Genomic DNA, 21,990 nt, shown 5'->3' on the forward strand with positions numbered 1-21,990 from the left:
ACCGCCCCGGCTCGTCTGAATGCGAAACGCAGCCGCATTCACCCGTTCCGAGGACCGCCGATGAACGTATCCACCTGGCTCTGCCGGCCAGCCCAGATCACCTGCCTGCTGCTGGTCAGCACCTACACTTACGCCGCCAAGCCCGGCGACGTGTTCAAAGACTGCAAGGACTGCCCGGAAATGGTCGTGCTGCCCGCCGGCAGCTACCAGATGGGTGCCCCCGACGATGAAGTCGGTCGCCAGCCCGACGAAGGTCCGCTGCACACCGTGACCTTCGCCAAACCCTTCGCCATGAGCCGCTACCAGGTTACCGCCGGCGAACTGGACGCCTACATCAAAGCCACCGGCACCCTGATCAAGAGCGGTGACGACCGCCCCGGCCGTTGGTGCCAGGCCAGCAAACCCAGCTACCCGCAAGGCCCTCGCCAACCGGCGGTGTGCGTGGACTACGACGAAGTGCAGGGCTACGCCCGCTGGCTGGCGAAAACCACCGGCAAGCCCTACCGCATGGTCAGCGAGGCCGAACGCGAATACGCCGCCCGCGCCGGCTCTACCGGCCCGTTCCCCTTCCCCTTCGACGAACCGGGCAAGTACGAGATCAGCAAGCACGCCAACACCTACGGCCCCAAGGATGGTTACGCCTTCACCGCCCCGGTGGGCAGCTACCCGGCCAATGCCTTCGGCCTCTACGACATGCACGGCAACGTCTACGAATGGGTCGCCGACTGCTACCACGACAGCTACGTTGGCGCCCCTGCCGACGGCAGCGCCTGGGTTCAGGACCCCCAGTGCATCCGCGCGCACATGCGTGGCAACGACTGGGGCGAGCCGCCGATCTTCTCCCGCTCGGCCAACCGCAACGACCGCCTCAAGACTACCCGCGGCGACTTCCTCGGTTTTCGCGTAGCACGTGACTTGTGAAGTTGTGACGCGGTTGGCGCAGCAGCCCCTGAAAAAATCGCCAATAAGAATCGTTCCGGTTTTTGCCAGGTGCTGCGTCCTATTGCTGACACAAATAAAACCCCTCTGCCAACGAGACCGCAATAGATGTCCAAGTCCTTGCCCGGCCCGCTCGACCCGCTTGCCAAAGCGTTACTGATCCGTCACTCGTTTCGTCCCCGGGAGGCGTTGACACGCGTCGGCCTGGGCCTGGCGATGTCCGCCGCCATGGCCGCCCAGGTGCAGGCGCAGGAATGGACCCTGGACATTCCTGCGCAGTCGATGAACTCGGCATTGCAGGCCCTGGCCAGACAGACCGATACCCAGTTGCTGTACAGCCCGGAGGACATCGGCGGTTTGCGCTCCAGTACCCTCGAGGGCCGGCACGACCTCGCTTCGTCACTGGGCATCCTGCTGGGTGGCAGCGGGCTGCGTTACCAGATCGACGGCAACACCGTGACCGTCACCGCAGGCTCGAGCGCAAAGGACGGCCAGGTCGAACTTTCGGCGACCAACGTCAGTAGCACGGGCCTGGGGGCCACTACCGAAGGTACAGGGTCGTACACCACCGGGCTGACCAACACCGCCACCAAGATGAACCTGTCGATCCGCGAAACGCCGCAGACCATCAGCGTGATCACCCGCCAGCGCATGGACGACCAACACCTGGCGACAATGACCGAAGTGCTCAACCAGACGCCAGGCATCACCATGTCCCAGGACGGCGGTGAGCGTTTCAACATCTACTCGCGTGGCAGTGCGATCAACACCTACCAGATCGATGGCGTGACCACCACCCAGGAAAACCAGACCCGCAACATGCCCAGCACCTTGCTGGACATGGCGCTCTACGACCATGTCGAGATCATCCGTGGTGCCACCGGCCTGATGACCGGGGCGGGTGACCCGAGCGGCGTGGTCAACCTGATCCGCAAGCGGCCAACCCGCGAGTTCAAGTCGCACATCCAGGCCGGGGTTGGCTCGTGGGACTACTACCGCGCCGAAGCAGACATTTCCGGGCCGCTGACGGAAAACGGCAACGTTCGCGGCCGCTTCGTTGCAGCCAAGCAAGACAACGACACCTTCATGGACTGGTACAGCCAGAAACGCGACCTGGTCTATGGGGTAGTCGAAGCAGACCTGACCGACACCACCGTCGGCCGTTTCAGCATCGACCACCAGAAGTACCGGGCCGATGGTGCGCCGGGCGTGCCGGTGCTGTTCAGCAATGGCCAACCCACCGATTTCTCCCGCTCGAAAAGCGCCGGCGCGCGCTGGATGTACGACGAAATCGAGACCACCAACTACACCTTCGGCCTGGAACAGGCCCTGGCCAATGACTGGCAGTTCAAGATCGCCGCCAACTACATGGACGTCGACCGCGATACCGACTCTGCCTACCTGCGCACCACCACCAACGTGGCCTATATCAACCAGGCCACCGGTGCGATACCGATCATCCCGGCCAAGGCCAAGGCAACCCAGACGCAGAAAGGCATCGATGTGACGCTCCAGGGCCCGTTTGAACTGCTCGGGCAAAGCCATGAGCTGATCGTCGGCTACAACTTCCAGGAGTACGAGAACCAGCACGACGAAGCCGATGCGCCGTCGACCACGATCGACTATTACAACTGGGACAACCAGATGGCCCGGCCAGCGGACGACAGCTACGTCCCGTTCCTCGATTACAACGTCGCTAGCCGGCAGAGCGGTTACTACCTGGCCGGCCGCTTCAACATCACTGACGAGCTGCACTTCATCCTGGGCGCCCGGGTCTCGAAATACAGCTACGACTATAACCTCAGCGTCCTGCCCACCCGCGCCCCAACCACCAAGATGCGCGAGAACGGCGTGGTCACACCCTATGCCGGGATCGTCTACGACCTGACCCCGGAACAGTCGGTCTATGTCAGCTATACCGACATCTTCAAACCGCAGTCTGCCCAGGATGTTTCCGGCAAGACCTTGGAACCTGTAGTGGGCAAGAACTACGAGCTGGGTTGGAAAGGTGAATTCTATGAGGGCCGCTTGAATGCCAACGCTGCCCTCTATCTGATCCAGCGCGACAACCTTGCCGAAGAGGATGGCGATAACCTGACACCTGGTCGTACCCAAGCTTACCGCGCTGTCGATGGTGCGGAAACGAAAGGTATCGACCTGGAACTGTCCGGTGAGGTGCTGCCCGGCTGGAACCTGCAGACCGGCTATAGCCACTCGCGTACCGAGGACGCCGATGGCAACCGCCTGACCACGCAATTGCCCATGGACACCTTCCGCCTCTGGACCACCTACCGTCTTCAAGGTGACTGGAACAAGCTGACCATTGGCGGCGGTGCAAGCTGGAACTCCAGTTCGTCGCTCACCTACGCCCGCCTGGGGGCACGGGTCACGCAAGACGACTATACCGTCGCCAGCCTGATGGCTCGCTACCAGATCAACGACAACCTGTCGGCCACCGTCAACGTCAACAACCTGTTCGACGAGAAATACTACGCAGGCATGGCCGGCAGCTACGCCCACTACGGCGCCCCGCGCAACACCATGCTGAACCTGCGCTACGACTTCTGACCTGGCAGCAATCCCGCCACGCTTGCCGCAAGCCGGCTGACAGAACGGCGCTTCCCACACGGGAGCGCCGTTTTTCATTGCCCGCCCATTCCCGCACGAGCCGCTGTCATGAAAAAGCCCGTTGCCACCCCAAGGGGTAGGCAACGGGCCCTTATGCAGGCAGCCGCCCCGCAACGGGGCGGCCAGCTTCAGCCGCCGACCAGATCCCGCCGTTGCAGCAAGGCAACCAGACCGTCGAGTACCTCGGGATGCCTGAGGATGTCGTAATGCCCGGCATCCACAGAGGCATGCCGGGCAGGGCCGGCAATTCGCTGGTCGAAGTTGCCGCTACCCGCCCACCAGCACGCAGCCTCTGCAACAGTAACCGGCAACGCGGCCATCTGCTGCGACAGTGCCTTGAGCTTCATCGCGACGACAAAAGTGTGGGCCAGCTCCGCGCTGCCGATCTCGGCATAAGCTGACTGCCCGGCCTGGGTGGCGCGCACTGCGTCGATGATCTGCGCCAACCCGTCGCTGTCGCAATCGGCCGCTATCGCAGGCACTACCAGCCGCTGTCTGTCGGCGCCAAGCATCACCTCCAGGAAGCCGCGCAGATCGTCACGCCAATCAGCGTCAGGTGCCACCTGGCCCGGCTGAGGAATGAAGCTGTCCACCAGGCTCAGCATCGCAACCTGCTGCCCTTGGCTTTCCAGTTCATGGGCCACCAACACCGCAAGCGCGCCACCAAGCGACCAGCCGAGCAACTGGTAAGGCCCCTGCGGCTGCTTCTGGCGGATGTACTGGGCATAGTCGATCGCCATTGCCTGCAGGGAATCATCCTCCCAGGCATACTCCAGCAGCATGCGACACTGGATGCCGTAGACCGCACAGCGGCCGTCCAGGCGGCGCGCCAACGGCTCGTAGTCGAACACCGTACCGAAGCCGGCGTGCAAGCAGAACAACGGTGTCGCGTCGGCCACACGGCTGTTGAGCAGCAGCAGCGGATCCAGGCTGGCCTCCTTGTCGGCGTAACCAGACAACTCGGCAATGGTCGGCCTGGCAATCACATCGCGCAGTTTCAGTTCGATGGGCAACGCCTCGCAGGCGCGGACCTGGGACAGCATCTTGAGCACCCGCAGCGAATCGCCGCCCAGCTCGAAGAAGTTGTCTTCGACCCCCACGCTGGGCACATCCAGCACTTGCTGCCAGATGTCCGCCAACGCCCGCTCGATCGCGTTGCGCGGTGCAACCTGTACTCGCTGGCCAGCGAATTCCGGCGCCGGCAATGCATTGCGGTCGACCTTGCCGTTTGGCGTGAGCGGCAATGCCGGCATCAGCACCAGTTGTGCAGGCACCATGTAATCCGGCAGTTCGGCAGCCAGGGCCTCACGCAATGCCTGGGCGCAACCGTGCTGGTCGCGGGTAACCACGTAGCCGATCAGCTGTTTGCCTGTGGCTGTGTCGCGCGCGACCACCACGGCATCCCGCACCTCGCTCAGGTCACGCAGGCGCGCTTCGATTTCGCCGGGCTCGATGCGGAAACCACGCACCTTCAACTGGTTGTCCATGCGCCCGATGAAATCGATCACGCCATCGCTACGGCGCCGCACCCGGTCACCGGTGCGATACAGGCGCAAGCCGTGGCCAGAGGGGTCGGCGACGAAACGCTCGGCAGTCAGGGATGGCCGCTGGTGATACCCACGCGCCACCCCTTCGCCGCCAATGTACAGTTCGCCCGCGACACCATCAGGCAGCGGATTGAGATGCGGGTCGAGCACGTACAGGGTGCGCTCACCGACACCCGCGCCGATCGGTGCGAACACCGCCTCGCATGCCTGCTCGCGGGAGGCCTTCCACAACAGCGGCGTGACCACCGTCTCGGTCGGGCCATAGCCGTTGGTCAGCCACTGCGGCCGCAAGCTGCGCTTGACCTGCTCGAACAGGGCATTCGGCACCGCGTCCCCGCCAAAGCAGTACACCCGCACCGGGGGCGCGGCCTGGTCCTGGCTTTCGGCGAATTCTGCCAGCTGCTGAAGGTAGGCCGGTGGGAAACAGGCAATGTCGATGCGCTGCTGGTGCAGTACCTGCCAGGTTTCTTCTGCCGTCCACAAACGGTTTTCACGCACCACCAGACAGCCGCCGGATGACAAGGTCGACAGCCAGCGTTCCTGGGCACCATCGAAGGCGAATGACATGAACAGCAGCTCGCGGGTGGTTCGATCCATGTCATACAGCGAGGCAATGGCCTGGCAGTGCATGCGGATCTGCTCGTGGCTGACCGCTACCCCTTTCGGCTTGCCGGTAGAGCCAGAGGTATAGATGAGGTAGGCCAGGTTGTCCCGCTGCAGGTTCACTTGCGGCGGCGTCAGCGGCAACCCGTCGAGTACCTGGGTGTCCAGCTCGACACAGCACTGCACCTGGGCGAAACGCGGCCTGAGCCCGCGGGTTGTGATCAACGCGTGCATGCCGGCGTCAGCGACGATCCATTGCAGGCGCTCCTGGGGGTAATCGATGTCCAGCGGGACATAGGCCGCACCGGTCTTCATCACCGCAAGGAAAGCCACGATGACATCGACCGAACGCTCCAGGGCGATGCCGACGGTGGCCTCCGGCCGCGCGCCCACGGCGATGAGCCGATGCGCCAGGCGGTTGGCCCGTTGCTCCAACTCGCGATAAGTCAGTTGCTGCCCTGCGCAGACCACCGCGACGGCATCGGGGCAATCCATGGCATGCCGGGCAATCTGCTCGGCCAGCAGCGGCTCGCGCTGCGGGCTACCGGCCAGGCGGTTACGCGTGGCTGCCTGTTGCAACTGCGCCGGGGTCAACATGTTCAGGCTACCGAGCGTAGCCTGCGGGTCATCCAGCAGCGCATGCAACAAACACTCGAAGCTGCCGCGCAATGCCTCGGTGGCGGCCTCGCTGAAGCAGCTGCGCAGGTACATGAACTCCACCAGCAGGGTGTTGCCCAGTTCCACGCACAAGTCCATGGCGTAGTTGGTAACGCCGCGCGCGCTGACATCACCGAACTGCAGGGAATCGCTACTGTTTTCTGCCAGGCGCTGATCGACCGGGAAATTCTCGAACACGACGATACTGTCGAACAACGCCTGGCCCGGGCGCCCGGCCCAGCGCTGGACATTGGCGAGGGCCGCGTGCTCGTGGTCGCGCATCTCGATGTTGTACGCCTGCAGCTGCTGCAACCAGGTCTCGACCCGTTGCCCGGGCTCGGGCGTCTGCACCACCGGCAAGGTATTGATGAACAACCCCAGCATTTCATCGGCGCCCGCAAGGCTCGGCGGGCGCCCGGCCACCGTCGCGCCGAAGCACACCGTGGACTGCCCGGTGTAGCGTTGCAACACCAGCAACCAGGCCGCCTGGATCAGGGTGTTCGGGGTCACCCGCAGCCTTTGCGCCTGCTCACGCAGGCGTCGGGTCCTGGGCCTGTCCCAGCGCAGGTACAGCGCTGCATGACCGTCCAGCTCAGGCGCAGGGCGAGGCAGCACGCTGCCCGTCAGCAAGGTCGGGGTTTCCAGGCCGCCGAGTGTGGCGCTCCAGAACCGTTCGAGTTGTGCCTGGGGTTGCGCGCCAAGCCAGCGGATGTAGTTGCCGAACTGCACCACCGGGCGTTCCGGCGCTTGCCCGTGATAGGTCTGCAGTACCTCGCCCAGCAGGCGCGAATCGCTCCAGCCGTCCATCAGGATGTGATGCCGCGTCCAGATCAGGTGCACGCCGCCATCTTCCAGGCGCACCAGCGTCAGGCGCATGAGCGGCGCACTGGCCAACTGGAAGCCTCGGGCAGCGTCTTCTGCCGCCAATGCCTTGAGTGCCTGCGGCGCGCAGTCTCGCTGCCGCCAATCGAGCACCTGCAACGGCAAGGCCACGTCGTGCAGCACCAGTTGCATCGGCTCGTGCAGTTGCGGGTCGGACCAGAAGGCCGTGCGCAGAATGTCGTGCCGGGCAATCACCTGCCGCCAGGCATCGGCGAAGCGGTCGATGTCCAGCCCGGCAACCGAGACTGCGGTCTGGTTGATGTAAAGGCCGGCTTCGGGCCCTTGCAGGGTATAGAACAGCATCCCCTGCTGCATCGGCGAAAGCGGATAGAGGTCAGCGATCTGCTCCATCGGAACCGGCAGTCGCTGCCGTTGTGCCTGGGTCAGCGCCGCCAACGCATCCGCTGCCGAGGCTGCAGGCGGGTCGCCATCCTGCGCGGTACGCTGTTGCCGTGCGACCAAGGCCAGGCGCTGCACGGTCTGATGCTCGAATAGCTCCCGGGGGGTAAACTCGAGCCCGGCCTGGCGTGCTCGGCTGACCAGTTGCAAGGATACGATCGAATCACCGCCCAGCTCGAAGAAGTTATCGGTCAGGCCGACCCTCTGCAGCTTCAGCACCTGCGCCCAGATCGCCGCGATCTGTTGCTCCAGCGCGCTCTGCGGGGCCACGTACTCACCCTGCAACTGGCTGGCATCCGCCTGCGGCAGGGCCTTGCGGTCGAGCTTGCCGTTCGGCGTCAGCGGCAGCTGCTCGAGCAACAGCAGGTGCGCTGGCACCATGTAGTCCGGCACGCTGGCCTTGAGCGCGGCACGCAGGCTGTCGCGCAACGCGCCCTGCTCTTGCGTGCTGTCGGCAGGCACCACGTAGGCCACCAGTTGCTTGCCGCTCGGCCCGTCCTGGGCCAGCACCACCGCTTCCCGCACGCTCGGCAACTCCAGCAGGCGCGCTTCGATCTCGCCCAGCTCGATGCGCAGGCCGCGGATCTTCACCTGGTGGTCGATCCGCCCGGCGTAGTCGATCACCCCGTCGGCGCGGTAGCGCGCCAGGTCGCCGGTGCGGTACAGGCGGCCGCCGTCGCGGCTGAACGGGTCTGGCACGAAGCGTTCGGCGGTCAGCGCCGGGCGCTGGTGATAACCACGGGCCAGGCCCACACCGCCGAGGTACAGCTCACCGGCACTGCCGCGCACCGCCGGTTGCAGGCTGCCATCGAGGATGTGGGTCTTGAGGTTGTCGATCGGCTGGCCGATCGGCACGCTGATGCTTTCGTCCGGCTGGCAGCTCCAGTGGGTGACGTCGATGGCCGCTTCGGTCGGCCCGTACAGGTTGTACAGGCGCGCCGCCGGCAAACGTTGCAGGGTCTGCCGGGCCAGTTCGGCCGGCAGTGCTTCGCCGCTGCACACCAGGCGCCTGAGGCTGACGCAGCGCTCCACCGCTTCGTGGGCCATGAACGCCTGCAGCATCGACGGCACGAAGTGCAGCGTGCTGATGCCATAGTGGTCGATGGTGTCCACCAGCAGCTGCGGGTCGCGGTGCGCCCCCGGCTGGGCCACGACCAGGCGCGCGCCGGTCATCAGCGGCCAGAAGAACTCCCACACCGACACGTCGAAGCTGAACGGGGTTTTCTGCAACACGCTGTCGCTGGCGTCCAGGGCGTAGGCCTTCTGCATCCACCACAGGCGGTTGACCAGCGCCCGATGGCTGTTGCCCGCGCCTTTCGGGCGACCGGTGGAGCCAGAGGTGTAGATCACATAGGCGAGGTTCAGCGGTGCTACATCGATGTCCGGGTTGGCGTCGCGGTAACCGCTCAGGTCTTCGCTATCCAGCTCCAGGCAGCGCAAACCGGCCGGGATCGGCAGGCTGTCGCGCAGGTGCGACTGGCTCAGCAGCAAGGCGATGCCGCTGTCGTCGAACATGTAGCGCAGGCGCGCCTGCGGGTACTCCGGGTCCAGCGGCACGTAGGCGCCGCCGGCCTTGACGATGCCCAGCAGGCCGATGACCATTTCCAGGCTGCGCTCCATGGCGATGCCGACCAGCACGTCCGGGCCCACGCCCAGTTCGCGCAGCCGGTGTGCCAGCTGGTTGGCACGGCGGTTGAGTTCGGCATAGCTCAGGGTCTGCTCGCCGAACACCAGCGCCGGCGCGTCCGGGGTGGCGAACACCTGGGCTTCGATCAGTTGGTGGATGCTGCGCTCGTTCGGGTACGTCGCGTGGGTCTCGTTCCAGCCTTCGACCATCTGTTTCTGTTCTGCCAGCCCCAGCATTGGCAGCTCGCCAATCACCGCGTCAGCATTCTCCACCAGCGCCTGCAGCAGGTTGGCAAAGTAGCCAGCCAGGCGGCCAATGGTCTCGTCGCTCCACAGCGCACGGTCGTGGCTGTATTGCATCGACAGCGTCGTGCCCAGCTCCACCACCAGCGTCAGCGGGTAGTTGGTCTGTTCCTGCACGGCCACGTCGCCAAAGCGCAGGCCAGCGGGCGCGCCCTGTTGCAGCGCCTCGGCCACCGGGTAGTTCTCGAACACCAGGATGCTGTCGAACAAGGCGTCACCGCCCTGCCCCGCCCAGCGCTGCACCTCGTAAAGCGGCGTGTGCTCGAACTCGCGCACGGCCAGGTTGCCGGCCTGCACCTGGCCGATCCACTCGGCCACGGTCTGCTCGGCACGCGGTGCGCCGATCACCGGCACGGTGTTGATGAACAGGCCGATCTGTTCCTCTACCCCCGGCAGGTCTGCCGGGCGGCCGGCGACCGTGGCGCCGAAGCACACGCTGGCCTGGCCCGTGCAGCGCTGCAATAACAGCAGCCAGGCCGATTGCACCAGCGTGTTGACCGTGACCCGGTTGGCCCGGGCGAAGGCTTCGATGCGTGCGGTCTGCTCAGGGTCGAAGGCCAGGCGGTGGTTGCCTTGGCCGCTACCGCTCGAGCCCGCACTGCCGGCGATGGCCTGGGCCAGCCGGGTCGGCTCGTCCAGGGCCGCAAGCTGGGCTTTCCAGAAGGCTTCGGCAACGGCCGCGTCCTGGCCTTGCAGCCAGGCGATGTAGTCGCGGTAGTGGCTGGCCTGCGCTTGCGGTGCCAGGCCGGCATAGCGCTGCAGCACTTCGCCCAGCAGGCGCGAGGTGCTCCAACCATCCATGAGGATGTGGTGGTTGGTGTAGATCAGGTGATGGCGGGTATCGCCCGTGCGCACCAGTACCAGGCGCAGCAGCGGCGCGGCAGACAAGTCGAAGCCGTGCTCGCGCTCACTTTCGGCCAGGGCCTGCAATGCCTGCTCCAGTGCCGGCTGGCTACGCCAGTCGTGCTCGCTGCACGGCAGTTCGACGGCCTTGCGTACCACCTGCACGGCCTGCCCAAGTTCGCCTTGCAGGATGAAACCGCTGCGCAAGATGTCGTGGGCGTCGAGCGTGGCCTGCCAGGCCTGCCGGAAACGCTGCACATCCAGCCCGTCCACATCCACGCGCAGCTGGTTGATGTAGTTGCCGGCCTGCTGGTCGTAGAGGGTATGGAACAGCATGCCCTGCTGCATCGGTGACAGCGGGTACACGTCGGCGATCTGCCCCGCCGCCAGCGGCAAGCTGTCCAGTTGCGCCTGGGTCAGCGCGGCCAGCGGGAAGTCCGACGGTGTCACGCCCAGATGGCGGCCATCGCAGCAGTGCTCGACAAGCTCTGCCAGGGCCTGCTCGTAGGCCTGGGCCAGGTTTTCGATGGTCGCCGGATGGTGAACGTCTGCACTGTAGGTCCACTCCAGGAACAGCTCGCCGGCATACACTTGACCGGTGATGCCAAGCCAGTTGCCCAGCTGTGCGCCGACACACTGGGTACGGCCTGCGCTTTCCCTGCCTGGGGTGAACAGGGCGCCGGCCTCGGCATCGAAGCTGGCATCGAACTGGCCCAGGTAGTTGAAGGTGACACGGGCCTGGGCAGCACGCTCAAGCTGGTCACGCACCTCGGCATCGCCGAGGTAGCGCAACAGGCCGTAGCCGAGGCCTTTGTCCGGCACCGCGCGCAGTTGCTCCTTGATCGCCTTGATCGACTGGCCAAGGTCGTGGCCGGGGGTGAGGCGCACCGGGAACAGGCTGGTGAACCAGCCCACGGTGCGGCTGAGTTCAAGGTCGTCGAACAGGTCTTCGCGACCATGGCCCTCCAGCTGGACCAGCACATTGTCCTGCGCACTCCACTGGCACAGGGTGCGCGCCAGCGCGGTCAGCAGCAGGTCGTTGACCTGCGTGCGGTAGGCCGCCGGGGCCTGCCTCAGCAGCCTGGCGGTGCGCGCGGCATCCAGCCGGGTGGTGGCGGTGCGGGCATGGCTGTTGGCCAGGCTGCCCTGCGGGTTGTCGCGTGGCAGTTCGGCGTGCTCGCCTGCCAAGGTCTGCAGCCAGTAATCGCGCTGTGCCTGCAGCGCCGGGCTGCTGGCATGGCTGGCCAGGCGCGCGGCCCAGGCCTGCACCGAGGTGGTCTTGGCCGGCAGGTTCACGGCTTGGCCGGCCAGCAGCTGCTGGTAGGCCGTTTGCAGGTCTTCGAGCAGCACGCGCCATGACACGCCATCGACCACCAGGTGATGGATTACCAGCAGCAGACGCTGTTGGCCATCGGCAAAGTCGAACAGTTCGCCACGTAGCAGCGGCCCGTGCTCCAGGTTCAGGCTGGCCTGCACCTGGTTGCCGGCAGCGTCCAGTTCACTCAGGGTATCGAGGTTGCGCTGTTGCAGCAGTGGTGCGTTGCCCAATGGCTGGAAGCGCGCCTGCCATTGGCCGGCGCCACGGGTAAAGCGCAGGCGCAGGGCGTCGTGCTGTGCGACCACGGCGCGCAGCGCGGCCTCAAGATGCTGTGCCTGCACCGGGCTGGTTGGCTTGAGCAGTACCGACTGGTTCCAGTGCGCCGGTTGGGCGATGTGCATGTCGAAAAACCGCGCCTGGGCTGGCAACAACCCAACCTCGCCGCTGAGGCTGGCGCCCTCGGCTGCCGCAGCAGGCGCTGGCTTGGCCTCGATGCGCTTGGCCACCTGCGCCAGCTGGGCGATGGTTTGTTGTTCGAACAGTTGCTTGGGGCTGATGCGGATGCCCTGCCGCTTGGCCCGGGCGATGATCTGCAGGCTGAGGATCGAGTCGCCGCCCAGTTCGAAGAAGTTGTCACTGCTACCGACCCGCTCCAGCTTGAGCACATCGGCCCACACCGCCGCCAGTGTTTCCTCGATATCACCCTGCGGCGCCACATAGCCACGGCTGGCGGCACCGGGTACCGGCAATGCACGTTTGTCGAGCTTGCCGTTGGCGGTCAGCGGCAGACGTTCCAGCAATACCATCTGCGCCGGCACCATGTAGTCCGGCAAGCGTGCCAGCAGCAGCGCCTGCAACTGCTCGACGGTCCCCCCAGCTGCGGCGACCACGTAGGCCACCAGCTGCAGGCGCTCGGCGTCACCCTCCAGCGGCAAGGCCAGCACCACGGCCTCGTTGACGGCGGGCAGGTCGGCCAGCATCCGGCCGATTTCGCCAGGTTCCACGCGGTACCCTCGGATCTTCACCTGGTCATCGGCGCGGCCGATGAACTCGATCAGGCCATCGGCCGTAAGCCGTGCGCGGTCGCCAGTGCGGTACAGACGGGCACCGCCCTCGGTCGGTACGAAGCGCTCGGCGGTCAGCGCCGGCTGGCCCAGATACCCTTGGGCAACGCCCTGCCCGCCCAGGTACAGCTCACCGGGCACCTGCGCCGCCAGCGGGTTGAGGTAAGCGTCCAGCAGCTGGGCGCAGGCATTGCCCAGCGGGCGCCCGACCGGCACCGTGCGGCAGCCTGGCAATGGCTGGCCCGGCTCGAAGGTGAGCACGCCGACGGTGGTTTCGGTCGGGCCGTAGTGGTTGATTACCCGGCAGCCCGGACGCAGCGCGCGAACCTTTTGCAGCAGGCCCCAGCTGCACGCCTCGCCGCCGAGAATCAATGCTGCGGTCGGCAGTACGTCGGCAGCGCGGTCCGCTTGCAGCAAGCCTTGCAGATGGCTCGGCACCAGTTTCAGCACGCCGACCTGATGCTGCGCCATGTAGCTGGCGAAGCCGTCCGGGTCGAACGCCAGTTCCTGCGGCAGCAGGTGCAGCAGGCGACCCGAGGCCAGGGCACCGAACAGTACGGTGTGGCCCAGGTCGGCGGCGGGGGTGGAGACCATCGCCATGCTCGCTGCAGCCGGCAGTTGCAAGCGCTCGAGTACCGCCTGGGTGTAGCTGGCCAGGGCCCCATGGCTGACTACCACGGCCTTGGGCTGGCCGGTCGAGCCCGAGGTGTAGATCAGGTAGGCCGGCTGCTCAGCGGCAATCGCCGGTTCTACCGGGCGGTCGCTGCAGGTCGCCCATTGGGCAGGGTCGCAAGCGACTACCTGCACGCCTTCCAGGCCGGTGAAGCGCTGGTCACCCGGTTCGTGCAACAGCACGGCAGCAGCGCTGTCGACAAGCAGTTGCTGCAAGCGCTCCTGGGGTTGCTGGGGGTCCAGCGGCAAATAGGCAGCGCCGGTCTTGAGCACTGCCAGCAAGGCACTGACCCACTCGATGGAGCGCGGCAGGCACAAGGCAACGATGCTGCCGGCACCGACACCGCGCTGGCGCAGGTAGTCGGCCAGGCGGTTGGACGCCGCCTCCAGCCCGGCCTGGGTCATGAACCGTTCACCAGCGCGCACACCGCCATGAGCCTGGCCTTGCGCCATGGCCTGACGCCACAGGGCAAGCACATCGCCGTGCGGGTAGGCCTGCGTGGGCGCCGGCATCAGCGCCGGCAGTTCAGGACAATCAACAATGGCCTGCTGCAGGTCGCCGGTCAGCGCATCCAGCACCCGGCGCAGCGAAGCGGCCATGCGCTCGATGGTGGCGCGTTCGAACAGCTCGGTGGCATAGGTGAAGTAGCCTTCGATGCCATCGGCCTTGTCGGAAAAGTCGAATGCCAGGTCAAAGCGGGCATCGCCATCGTTTCGCGCGAAACCTTCCACCTCCAGCGTACCCAGGCGCTTGCGCCCCGCGTCGCGGGCGGCCACGTGCTGGTTGAGCTTGAACTGGAACAGCGGGTTGTGGGCCAGGTTGCGCGCCGGCAGCAAGGCATCGACCAACTGCTCGAATGGCAGCTCCTGGTGCGACTGGGCCGCGCCGATCACCGCCTTTACCTGTTCGAGCAAGGCGGCGAAGGTGGCGCGCTCATCCACCTGCACGCGCAGCACCTGGGTATTGATGAAGAAGCCGATCAGGCCCTCCAGCTCCTTGCGGTTGCGCCCGGCATTGGGTGCGCCGATGCGGATGTCGGCCTGGCCACTGTAGCGCGACAGCACCACCGCCATGGCCGCCAGCACCAGCACGAACACGGTGTAGCCGCCTTTGCGCGCCTGGCTGCGCAGGGCTTCGGCCTGCGCGCCCGGGATGTCCACGCGCAGCACCGCCCCGCGCTGGCTGGGCGTGGCCGGGCGCTCGAAATCCAGCGGCAGGCTCAGCACCGGCTGCTCGTCGCCCAGTTGCGCCTGCCAGTAGGCCAGTTGGCGCTGTGCCTCACCGGCTTCGAGCCAGGCGCGCTGCCAGATGGCGTAGTCGGCGTACTGGATCGGCAAGTCTGGCAACTGCGCCTGGCGGCCCTCGGCCAGGGCGCTGTACAGCTGGATGAATTCCTGCACCAGCACATCGCTGGACCACCCGTCGGCGATGATGTGGTGCATGCTCAGCGCCAGCACATGGTGTTCGGCCTCCACGCGCAGCAGGGTCACCCGCAGCAGCGGGCCGGCCTGCAAGTCGAAGGGCTGCTTGAGGGCAGCGTCAACGGCTGCGCTCAGCGACGCTTCGCTGGGAGTCTCGGCGAATTCCACCCACTCGATCGGCAGCGGACAGTGGTCCAGGATGTCCTGGTAGAACTCACCCTCCTGCGCGGCAAAGCGCGTGCGCAGCGACTCGTGGCGCTGCACCAGCGCATCCAGCGCCTGTTGCAGCAGCGCCGGGTCCAGCGCGCCTTTCAGGCGGACGGCCAGCGGCACGTTGTAGGCCGGGCTGTCGGGCTCCAGCTGCCAGAGGAACAACAGGCGCTGCTGGGCGTATGACAGCGGAATGCGCGCCAGGCCCTGGCGCGCCGGCACGATGGGCAGCAGGCGGAAGCTCTGCCCGCTGGCCTGCATCTGCGCCAGGATCTGCTGGCGTTGCTCCACGGAAAGGCCAACGAAACGTTGGGCGATGCGTTGTGCTGCAGTGAGTTCCATGTCAGGCCTCGGAGAATGCGTTCATCATGTGTTCGATATCGCTCAGGCCGTCGTCAGTCAGCGCCAGGCCCTGCTCGTCCAGTGCCTGGGCGAACGCGCGCAACTCGGGGTGGGTGAAGATCAGCTGCAGGGGCATGTCCAGCCCCAGCTCCAGGTTGATCCGCGATACCACCTGGGCAGCCAGCAAGGAGTGGCCGCCCAGTTCGAAGAAGTTGTCGTTCAGGCCAACCCGGTCAACGTTCAGCAATTGCGCCCAGAGGCTCGCCAGTTGCTGCTGCCGTTCGGTCTGCGGCGCCTCGTAGGCGTGCTGCGACTGGCCCAGGTCAGGCAGGGGCAGCGCCTTGCGGTCGAGCTTGCCGCTGGGGGTCAACGGCATGTCCGCCAGGGTCACCAGGCAGGCCGGGACCATGTAGTGCGGCAGGCTGGCCCTGAGGTGTTGCTGCAACGCCAGGCGCAGGTCAGCGTCGTGGCCATCGGTCGGCACGGCATAGGCGCACAGTTGCTTGCCGCTGGGCAGGTCGATGGCCACCACGGTGGCTTCGCGCACGCCCGGGTGCGCCCGCAGGCACTGCTCGATCTCGCCCAGTTCGATACGGAAACCGCGCACCTTCACCTGGTGATCGACCCGGCCGCGATAGGCCAGTTGGCCGTTTTCGTCGTAGTAGCCAAGGTCACCGGTGCGGTACAGGCGGCCACCGCCTAGCGGGTCGAACGGGTCGGGGATGAAGCGCTCGGCGGTGAGCGACGGCCGTTGGTGGTAACCACGCGCCAGGCAGCCGGCACCGCCAATGAACAGCTCGCCAGGCACGCCGGTCGGGGTCGGTGCCAGGCACTCGTCCAGGGCATACAGGGTGCGGCCCGGTAACGCGCGGCCAATGGGCACACCGCCCTGGCCGATCTGCGCCGCAGTCATCTGCGAACAGTCGTAGGTGGTGGCGACCACGGTGGCTTCGGTCGGGCCATAGGTGTTCAGCAGGCGTACCGCTGGCGGGCCATCGGCCAGCCAGGCGCGCAAGGCGTCTTCCGGCACCGCCTCGCCGCCGACATGGATCTGCTTCAGTGGGCCATAGGCTTCGGGGCTGTGGCGCTCCAGAGCCAGCAGGCGCCAGTAGGCGGCCGGCAGGTCGGCCACGGTCACGCCATGGCGGTTGATCTCCTCCAGCAGGGTCGCCGTGCCCCATACCCGCGCGTCGCGCAGGACCACGCAGGCACCCTGGGCCAACGGCGGGAAGAACTGCTCGATGAACCCGTCGAAGCTGAAGGTGGCGAACTGCAGCACGCGGTCGTCCGGACCCAGGCGCGAATACTGCGCAGCCACCTGGCAGAACAGCGCCAGCGCGTGATGCTCGATGGCCACGCCCTTGGGCGTGCCGGTAGAGCCGGAGGTATAGATCAGGTAGGCCAGGTTGTGCGGCCCAGCCAGGTTGGCCAGCGGCTCGGCGGGCCAGGCCTGCAGCCACTCGCTACCGGGTTCCAGCAGCACGCAGGGCAGTTGCCTGCCCGCTTGCAGGCGCTCCCGCGAGGGCGCATCGGCCAGCAGCAGGCCGATGCCGCTGTCTTCGATCATCCAGGCCAGGCGCTCTTGCGGGTAGTCCGGGTCCAGCGGCACGTAGGCACCGCCGGCCTTGTGAATGGCGATCAACGCCAAGGCCATGCCCAGGCCACGCTCGACGGCCACACCCACCAGGCGCTCCGGCCCTACCCCCATGGCGCGCAGGCGGTGCGCCAACTGGTTGCTACGGCGGTCCAGTTCGGCGTAAGTCAATTGCTGATCGCCACAGACCAGCGCTGGCGCATCGGGCCGCGCCCGCGCCTGGCGCTGCAGCAGCTGGTGCGCGCACAGGCCGCTGGCTGCCTGGTGTGGCGGGTTCCAGCCGTAGACCAGTTGCTGGCGCTCGGCAGCGCCGAGCAAGCCCAGTTCACCGATGCAGCGCTGTGGCTCGGCGCAGATGGCCTCCAGCAGCGCCAGCCAGTGCCCGGCCATGCGTTCGATGCGTGGTGCGTCGAACAGGTCGGTGGAGTAGTTGAACGATGCCGTCACCCCGTCCGATCGCTCCAGGGTGTTGAGCGAGATATCGTATTGCGCGCCCGGCTCCTGCAGGTCCACTTCCTTGACCTGCAAACCGTGCAACGCATCGCTGGTCACGTGCTCGCCGAGGTCGCGCAAGTGGTTGTAGAGTACCTGGAAGAACGGGTTCACGCCCTGCTCGCGCTCCGGGTACAGCGCCTCGGCCACTTCGAGGAAAGGTACGTCCTTGTTGGCCTGGGCCTGCAAGGTGGTTTCCTTGATCGCCGCCAGCAGCTGCCCGAACGGCTGGCTGCCATCGACGTCGACGCGGGCCACCACCACGTTGATGAAGAAGCCGATCAGGCCTTCCAGCTCCACGCGGTTGCGATTGGTGACCGGCACGCCGATGTTGAGCGTGCCCTTGCGGCTGTAGCGCGCCAGCACGATGGCATAGGCCGCCAGGAACACATGGAACAGCGTGGCATTGGCGGCCAGGGCCAGTGCCCGCAGACGCTCGCTGAGGGCCTGCGGCAGGCGCACGTCGAAGCGGCTGCCACGGTAGCTCCTGGCCTGTGGGCGAACGCGGTCGGCCGGCAGTTCGAGCACCTCGAAATCGTCTTCCAGCTGCGCCTTCCAGTAGTCGATCTGCGCCTGCATCTGCCCTTCGGCCAGCCACTTGCGCTGCCAGGCGGCGAAGTCGGCGTACTGCACCGGCAACGGTTCGGGGGTGTACGCCTGGCCGCTGGCAGCGGCGTTGTAGGCGGCGGCGAACTCGCGCACCAGCAGGCTCATCGACCAGCCGTCGGAAACGATATGGTGCAGGGTCAGCGACAACAGGTGCTCCTGCTCATGCACCTTGAACAGGCGCGCACGCAGCAGCGGGCCGTGCGCCAGGTCGAACGGCACGAAGGCCTCGGCTTCCAGCTTGCGTAGCTGCGCGGCCTGGTCCTGGCCGCCGAGGTCTTCGAAACCGATCAGTACCGGGGCGGCTGGCAGGATGCGCTGCCAGGGCAGGCCTTCGGCTTCCACGAACACCGTGCGCAGCGCTTCGTGGCGGGCCACCAGGGCGTCCAGCGCTGCCTGCAGCGCCGCACGGTCGAGGTTGCCCTGCATGCGCACCGCCATCGGCGTGTTGTAGGCCAGGCTGTGCGGGTTGAGCTTCCAGAACAGCCACTGGCGGTGCTGCGAACGCGACACCGGCAGTGGTTGCCGGCGGTCGAGGATTTCAATGTCCACACCAGCGCCCTGTTCAGCCTCGGCCACTGCTTGGGCGAAGCGTTGCAGGTCGACAGTGTCGAACAAGCTGCGCAACGGAATATCCAGACCCAGCTGCTTGCGTATGCGCGACACGGCCTGGGTGGCCAGCAACGAGTGCCCGCCGAGGGCGAAGAAGTTATCGCCCAGGCCTACCTGCGGCACGTGCAGCACCTCGGCCCAGATCTGCGCCAGCTGTATCTGCAGCGCGGTCTGCGGGGCCTGGTAGGCCTTCAGGCTGACGCCCGGCTCCGGCAGCGCCTTGACGTCGATCTTGCCATTGGCGGTGACCGGCAGGTGCTCCAGCACCATCAGCTGGCCCGGCACCATGTGCTCGGGCAGCAGGCCTGCCAGGCTGGCGCGGATTACGTCCTGCCAGGCCAGGCTGTCTGTCGGTGGCTGGCTGGGCACCAGCCAGGCGGCCAGTTGCAGGTGCGGCGCCTGGCCATGGACGCGGACCAGGGCGTTGGCGACGCCGTCGAGTGCGCGCAACTGGTTTTCGATTTCGCCCAGCTCCACGCGGTAGCCACGGATTTTCACCTGGCCGTCCATGCGCCCGGCAAATTGCAGCTCGCGGCCTTGGCGCACCCAGTCACCGCTACGATACAGGCGCTGACCATGGCTGCCGTTCGGGTCGGGGACGAAACGTTCGGCGGTGAGTGCGGGGCGGTTCAGGTAACCCCTGGCCAAGCCGGCACCACCAATGTACAGCTCGCCCTTGGCCTTGGCGGGCAGCGGCTGCAGGCAAGGGTCGAGCAGCGCAACACGAGTGTTGGCCAGCGGTTGACCGAGGCAGGCTTGCCCGTTCAGTTCGGCTACCAGTACGCCGACGGTGGTCTCGGTCGGGCCGTAGTGGTTGAACACCTTGAGCGTCGGCGCCAGCGCGCGGACCTTGGCCAGCAGGCCCGGGCCGATGGCTTCGCCGCCAAGTACCAGGCACTGCGCCGGCAACGCCGAACGGCCAGCCGCCAGCATCGCCTCCAGATGCGACGGCACGATCTTCAGCGCATCCACCTGGTGCTCGACCAGGTAGGCCGCGAAGCCTTCGGCATCCAGCACCTGCTGACGGGACAGCAGATGCAGCGTATGGCCGCCGCACAGGGCGCCGAACAGCATGGTGTGGCCAAGGTCCGCGGCCGGGGTCGAGACCTGCGCCATGCTGCGGATACGCTCGACTGGCAGGCGCGCGGTGATGCCATCGACATAGTTGGCCAGGGCTGCGTGGCTGATCGCCACGCCCTTGGGCTGGCCAGTGGTACCGGAGGTGTAGATGACATAGGCGAGGTTGCCCGGAGCCGGGACGATACGGGTACCACTGCCGCTGGGGGATTGCGCCCAGTCCAGGCGCTGTACCGCGCCGGGAAGTTCCGCCTGCCAGTCACCAGGCGCCAGCAGCAGCTGCGTGCCGCTGTCGGCGAGCAGGTAGGCCAGGCGCTCGGCGGGTTGCCCGGGCTCCAGCGGCAGATAGGCGCCACCGGCCTTGAGCACACCGAGGATACTGGCGAGCATGCCGACGCTGCGGTCAGCCAGTACGCCGACCAGCGTGTCCGGGCCGACCCCGGCTTCGCCCAAGCGGTTGGCGATGGCCTCGGCGCGACTGTCGAGTTCGGCGAAGCTGGCCTGCTCGCCCGCGGCCATTACCGCCCGGCGTTCGGGGTGACGGCTGGCGGCGGCGGCAAAGCGCTGGTGGACCAGCAAGGTTTCGCCAGCCCACACAGGCGCGTCAATGGCAGCGGCCAGGCCGGGCAACGGCAGCTCGCCGACGGCGCCAACCGTTTCGTCGGCCAGGGCCTGCAGCAGGGCCAGCCACTGCTCGCCGAGGGTTGCGATGGTGGCCGCATCGAACACATCGGTGGCATAGGTGAACGCGGCATGGAGTTGCCCCGCTCGCTCGTGCGTATCCAGTGCCAGGTCGAAGCGAGCGCTGTGCCTGGCCAGCGCGATCGGCGCCAGGCTCAGGCCGCTGCGGGTTTCGATGGCCTGCACATCGGCCACCTGCGCCTGGTGGTTGAACAGCACGCGGAACAGCGGGCTGTCGCTGCTGCGCGGCAGGTCCAGGGCCTCCACCAGCTGTTCGAACGGCAGGTCCTGGTGGCTTTGTGCGCCTACCGCAGTTTCGCGCACGCGTTGCAGCAGGCCGGCAATGTCCAGCAATGGGTCGATCTCGGTGTGCAGCACCTGGGTATTGATGAAGCAGCCGATCAGCCCCTGGCTTTCCGCTCGGTTGCGGTTGGCGATGGGCACGCCGACGCGGATCGCCGATTGGCCGCTGTAGCGCTGCAGCAGCAGCTTGAAGGCGGCCAGCAAGGTCATGAACAGGGTGACGTTGTGCTTGCGTGCCAGGCCGCGCAGGCGCTCGGCGACGTCGGCGGCGATGATGAACTCGTGGCGCGCACCGCGGTAACTGGGCCGGCCCTGGCGGCTGCGGTCCAGTGGCAGCTCCAGCGGCGTATGGTCGTCGCCCAGGTGCGCCCGCCAGTAGGCCAGCTGGCGTTCCTGCTCGCCGGCCTGCAGCCAGCTGCGCTGCCACAGGGCGTAGTCGCGGTACTGGATCGGCAGCGGCTGCAGGGCGGCATCGGTGCCGGCCACGGCTGCGTCGTACAGATGCAGGAATTCGTCGATCAGCACATTCATCGACCAACCGTCGGCGACGATGTGGTGCAGGGTCAGCAGCAGGACGTGTTCCTGCTCGGCCAGTTGCAGCAGGCGCACGCGCAGCAGCGGGCCGCTGGCCAGGTCGAACGGGGCCAGGGCTTCGGCTTCGGCGATGGTCTCGATGGCAGCCTGGCGGGCGTCCTCGTCCAGCTCGGCCAGGGCATCCTGGCGCAGCTGCAGCGGGGCAGCCACGGCGTCCACCTGCTGGCGGACGTCATCGCCGTCGGCGACGAAGCGGGTGCGCAGGGTTTCGTGGCGGGCCACCAGGGCATCGAAGGCCTGCTGCAGGGCAGCCAGCTGCAGTGGGCCGTGCAGGCGGACGGCCAGCGGCAGGTTGTAGGCCGCGCCCTGTGGGTCGAGCTGCCAGAGGAACCACATGCGCCGCTGGGCATACGACAGCTGATCACGCTCGGCTACCTCGACGCCAGGCGCGATCGGCAGTACCGAGAAATCCATGCCCTCGCCTTGTAGCGCCTTGAGGAACAGGCGGCGCTTGTCAGGAGCGAGCGCGATGAAGCGGCGGGCAAGCTGGAGGGTTTGATCAGCATTCATGTCGAGCGGTGTCCTGGCAGTCGAGCGGTAACTGTCAGACGAAGGCATGGGGGGCTGATTTAGGGG

General features: G+C 66.6%; 4 protein-coding genes. 2 read left to right on the top strand and 2 right to left on the bottom strand.

Translation table 11 applies throughout. The features are described from left to right. Window positions 1-60: 60 nt before the first annotated feature. Window positions 61-921 (top strand): dihydropyoverdine dehydrogenase, encoded by an 861-nt coding sequence (pvdO, locus tag QSV36_RS07640; protein WP_289131047.1) that lies wholly within the window; start codon window positions 61-63, stop codon window positions 919-921. Between the two features lie 126 nt (window positions 922-1,047). After that, complete coding sequence (locus QSV36_RS07645; protein ID WP_289131048.1) at window positions 1,048-3,507, top strand: TonB-dependent siderophore receptor; 2,460 nt, start codon at window positions 1,048-1,050, stop codon at window positions 3,505-3,507. A 188-nt stretch (window positions 3,508-3,695) separates the two neighbouring features. Here QSV36_RS07645 and QSV36_RS07650 read toward each other — a convergent pair whose 3' ends face one another. Further along, complete coding sequence (locus QSV36_RS07650; protein ID WP_289131049.1) at window positions 3,696-15,455, bottom strand: non-ribosomal peptide synthetase; 11,760 nt, start codon at window positions 15,453-15,455, stop codon at window positions 3,696-3,698. 1 nt (window position 15,456) lies between these two features. Beyond that, window positions 15,457-21,924: a non-ribosomal peptide synthetase gene (locus tag QSV36_RS07655; protein WP_289131050.1), complete on the bottom strand. Its 6,468-nt coding sequence runs from the start codon at window positions 21,922-21,924 to the stop codon at window positions 15,457-15,459. Window positions 21,925-21,990: the final 66 nt, after the last annotated feature.

It is taken from the genome of Pseudomonas sp. BCRC 81390, assembly GCF_030341915.1.
Lineage (GTDB): Bacteria > Pseudomonadota > Gammaproteobacteria > Pseudomonadales > Pseudomonadaceae > Aquipseudomonas.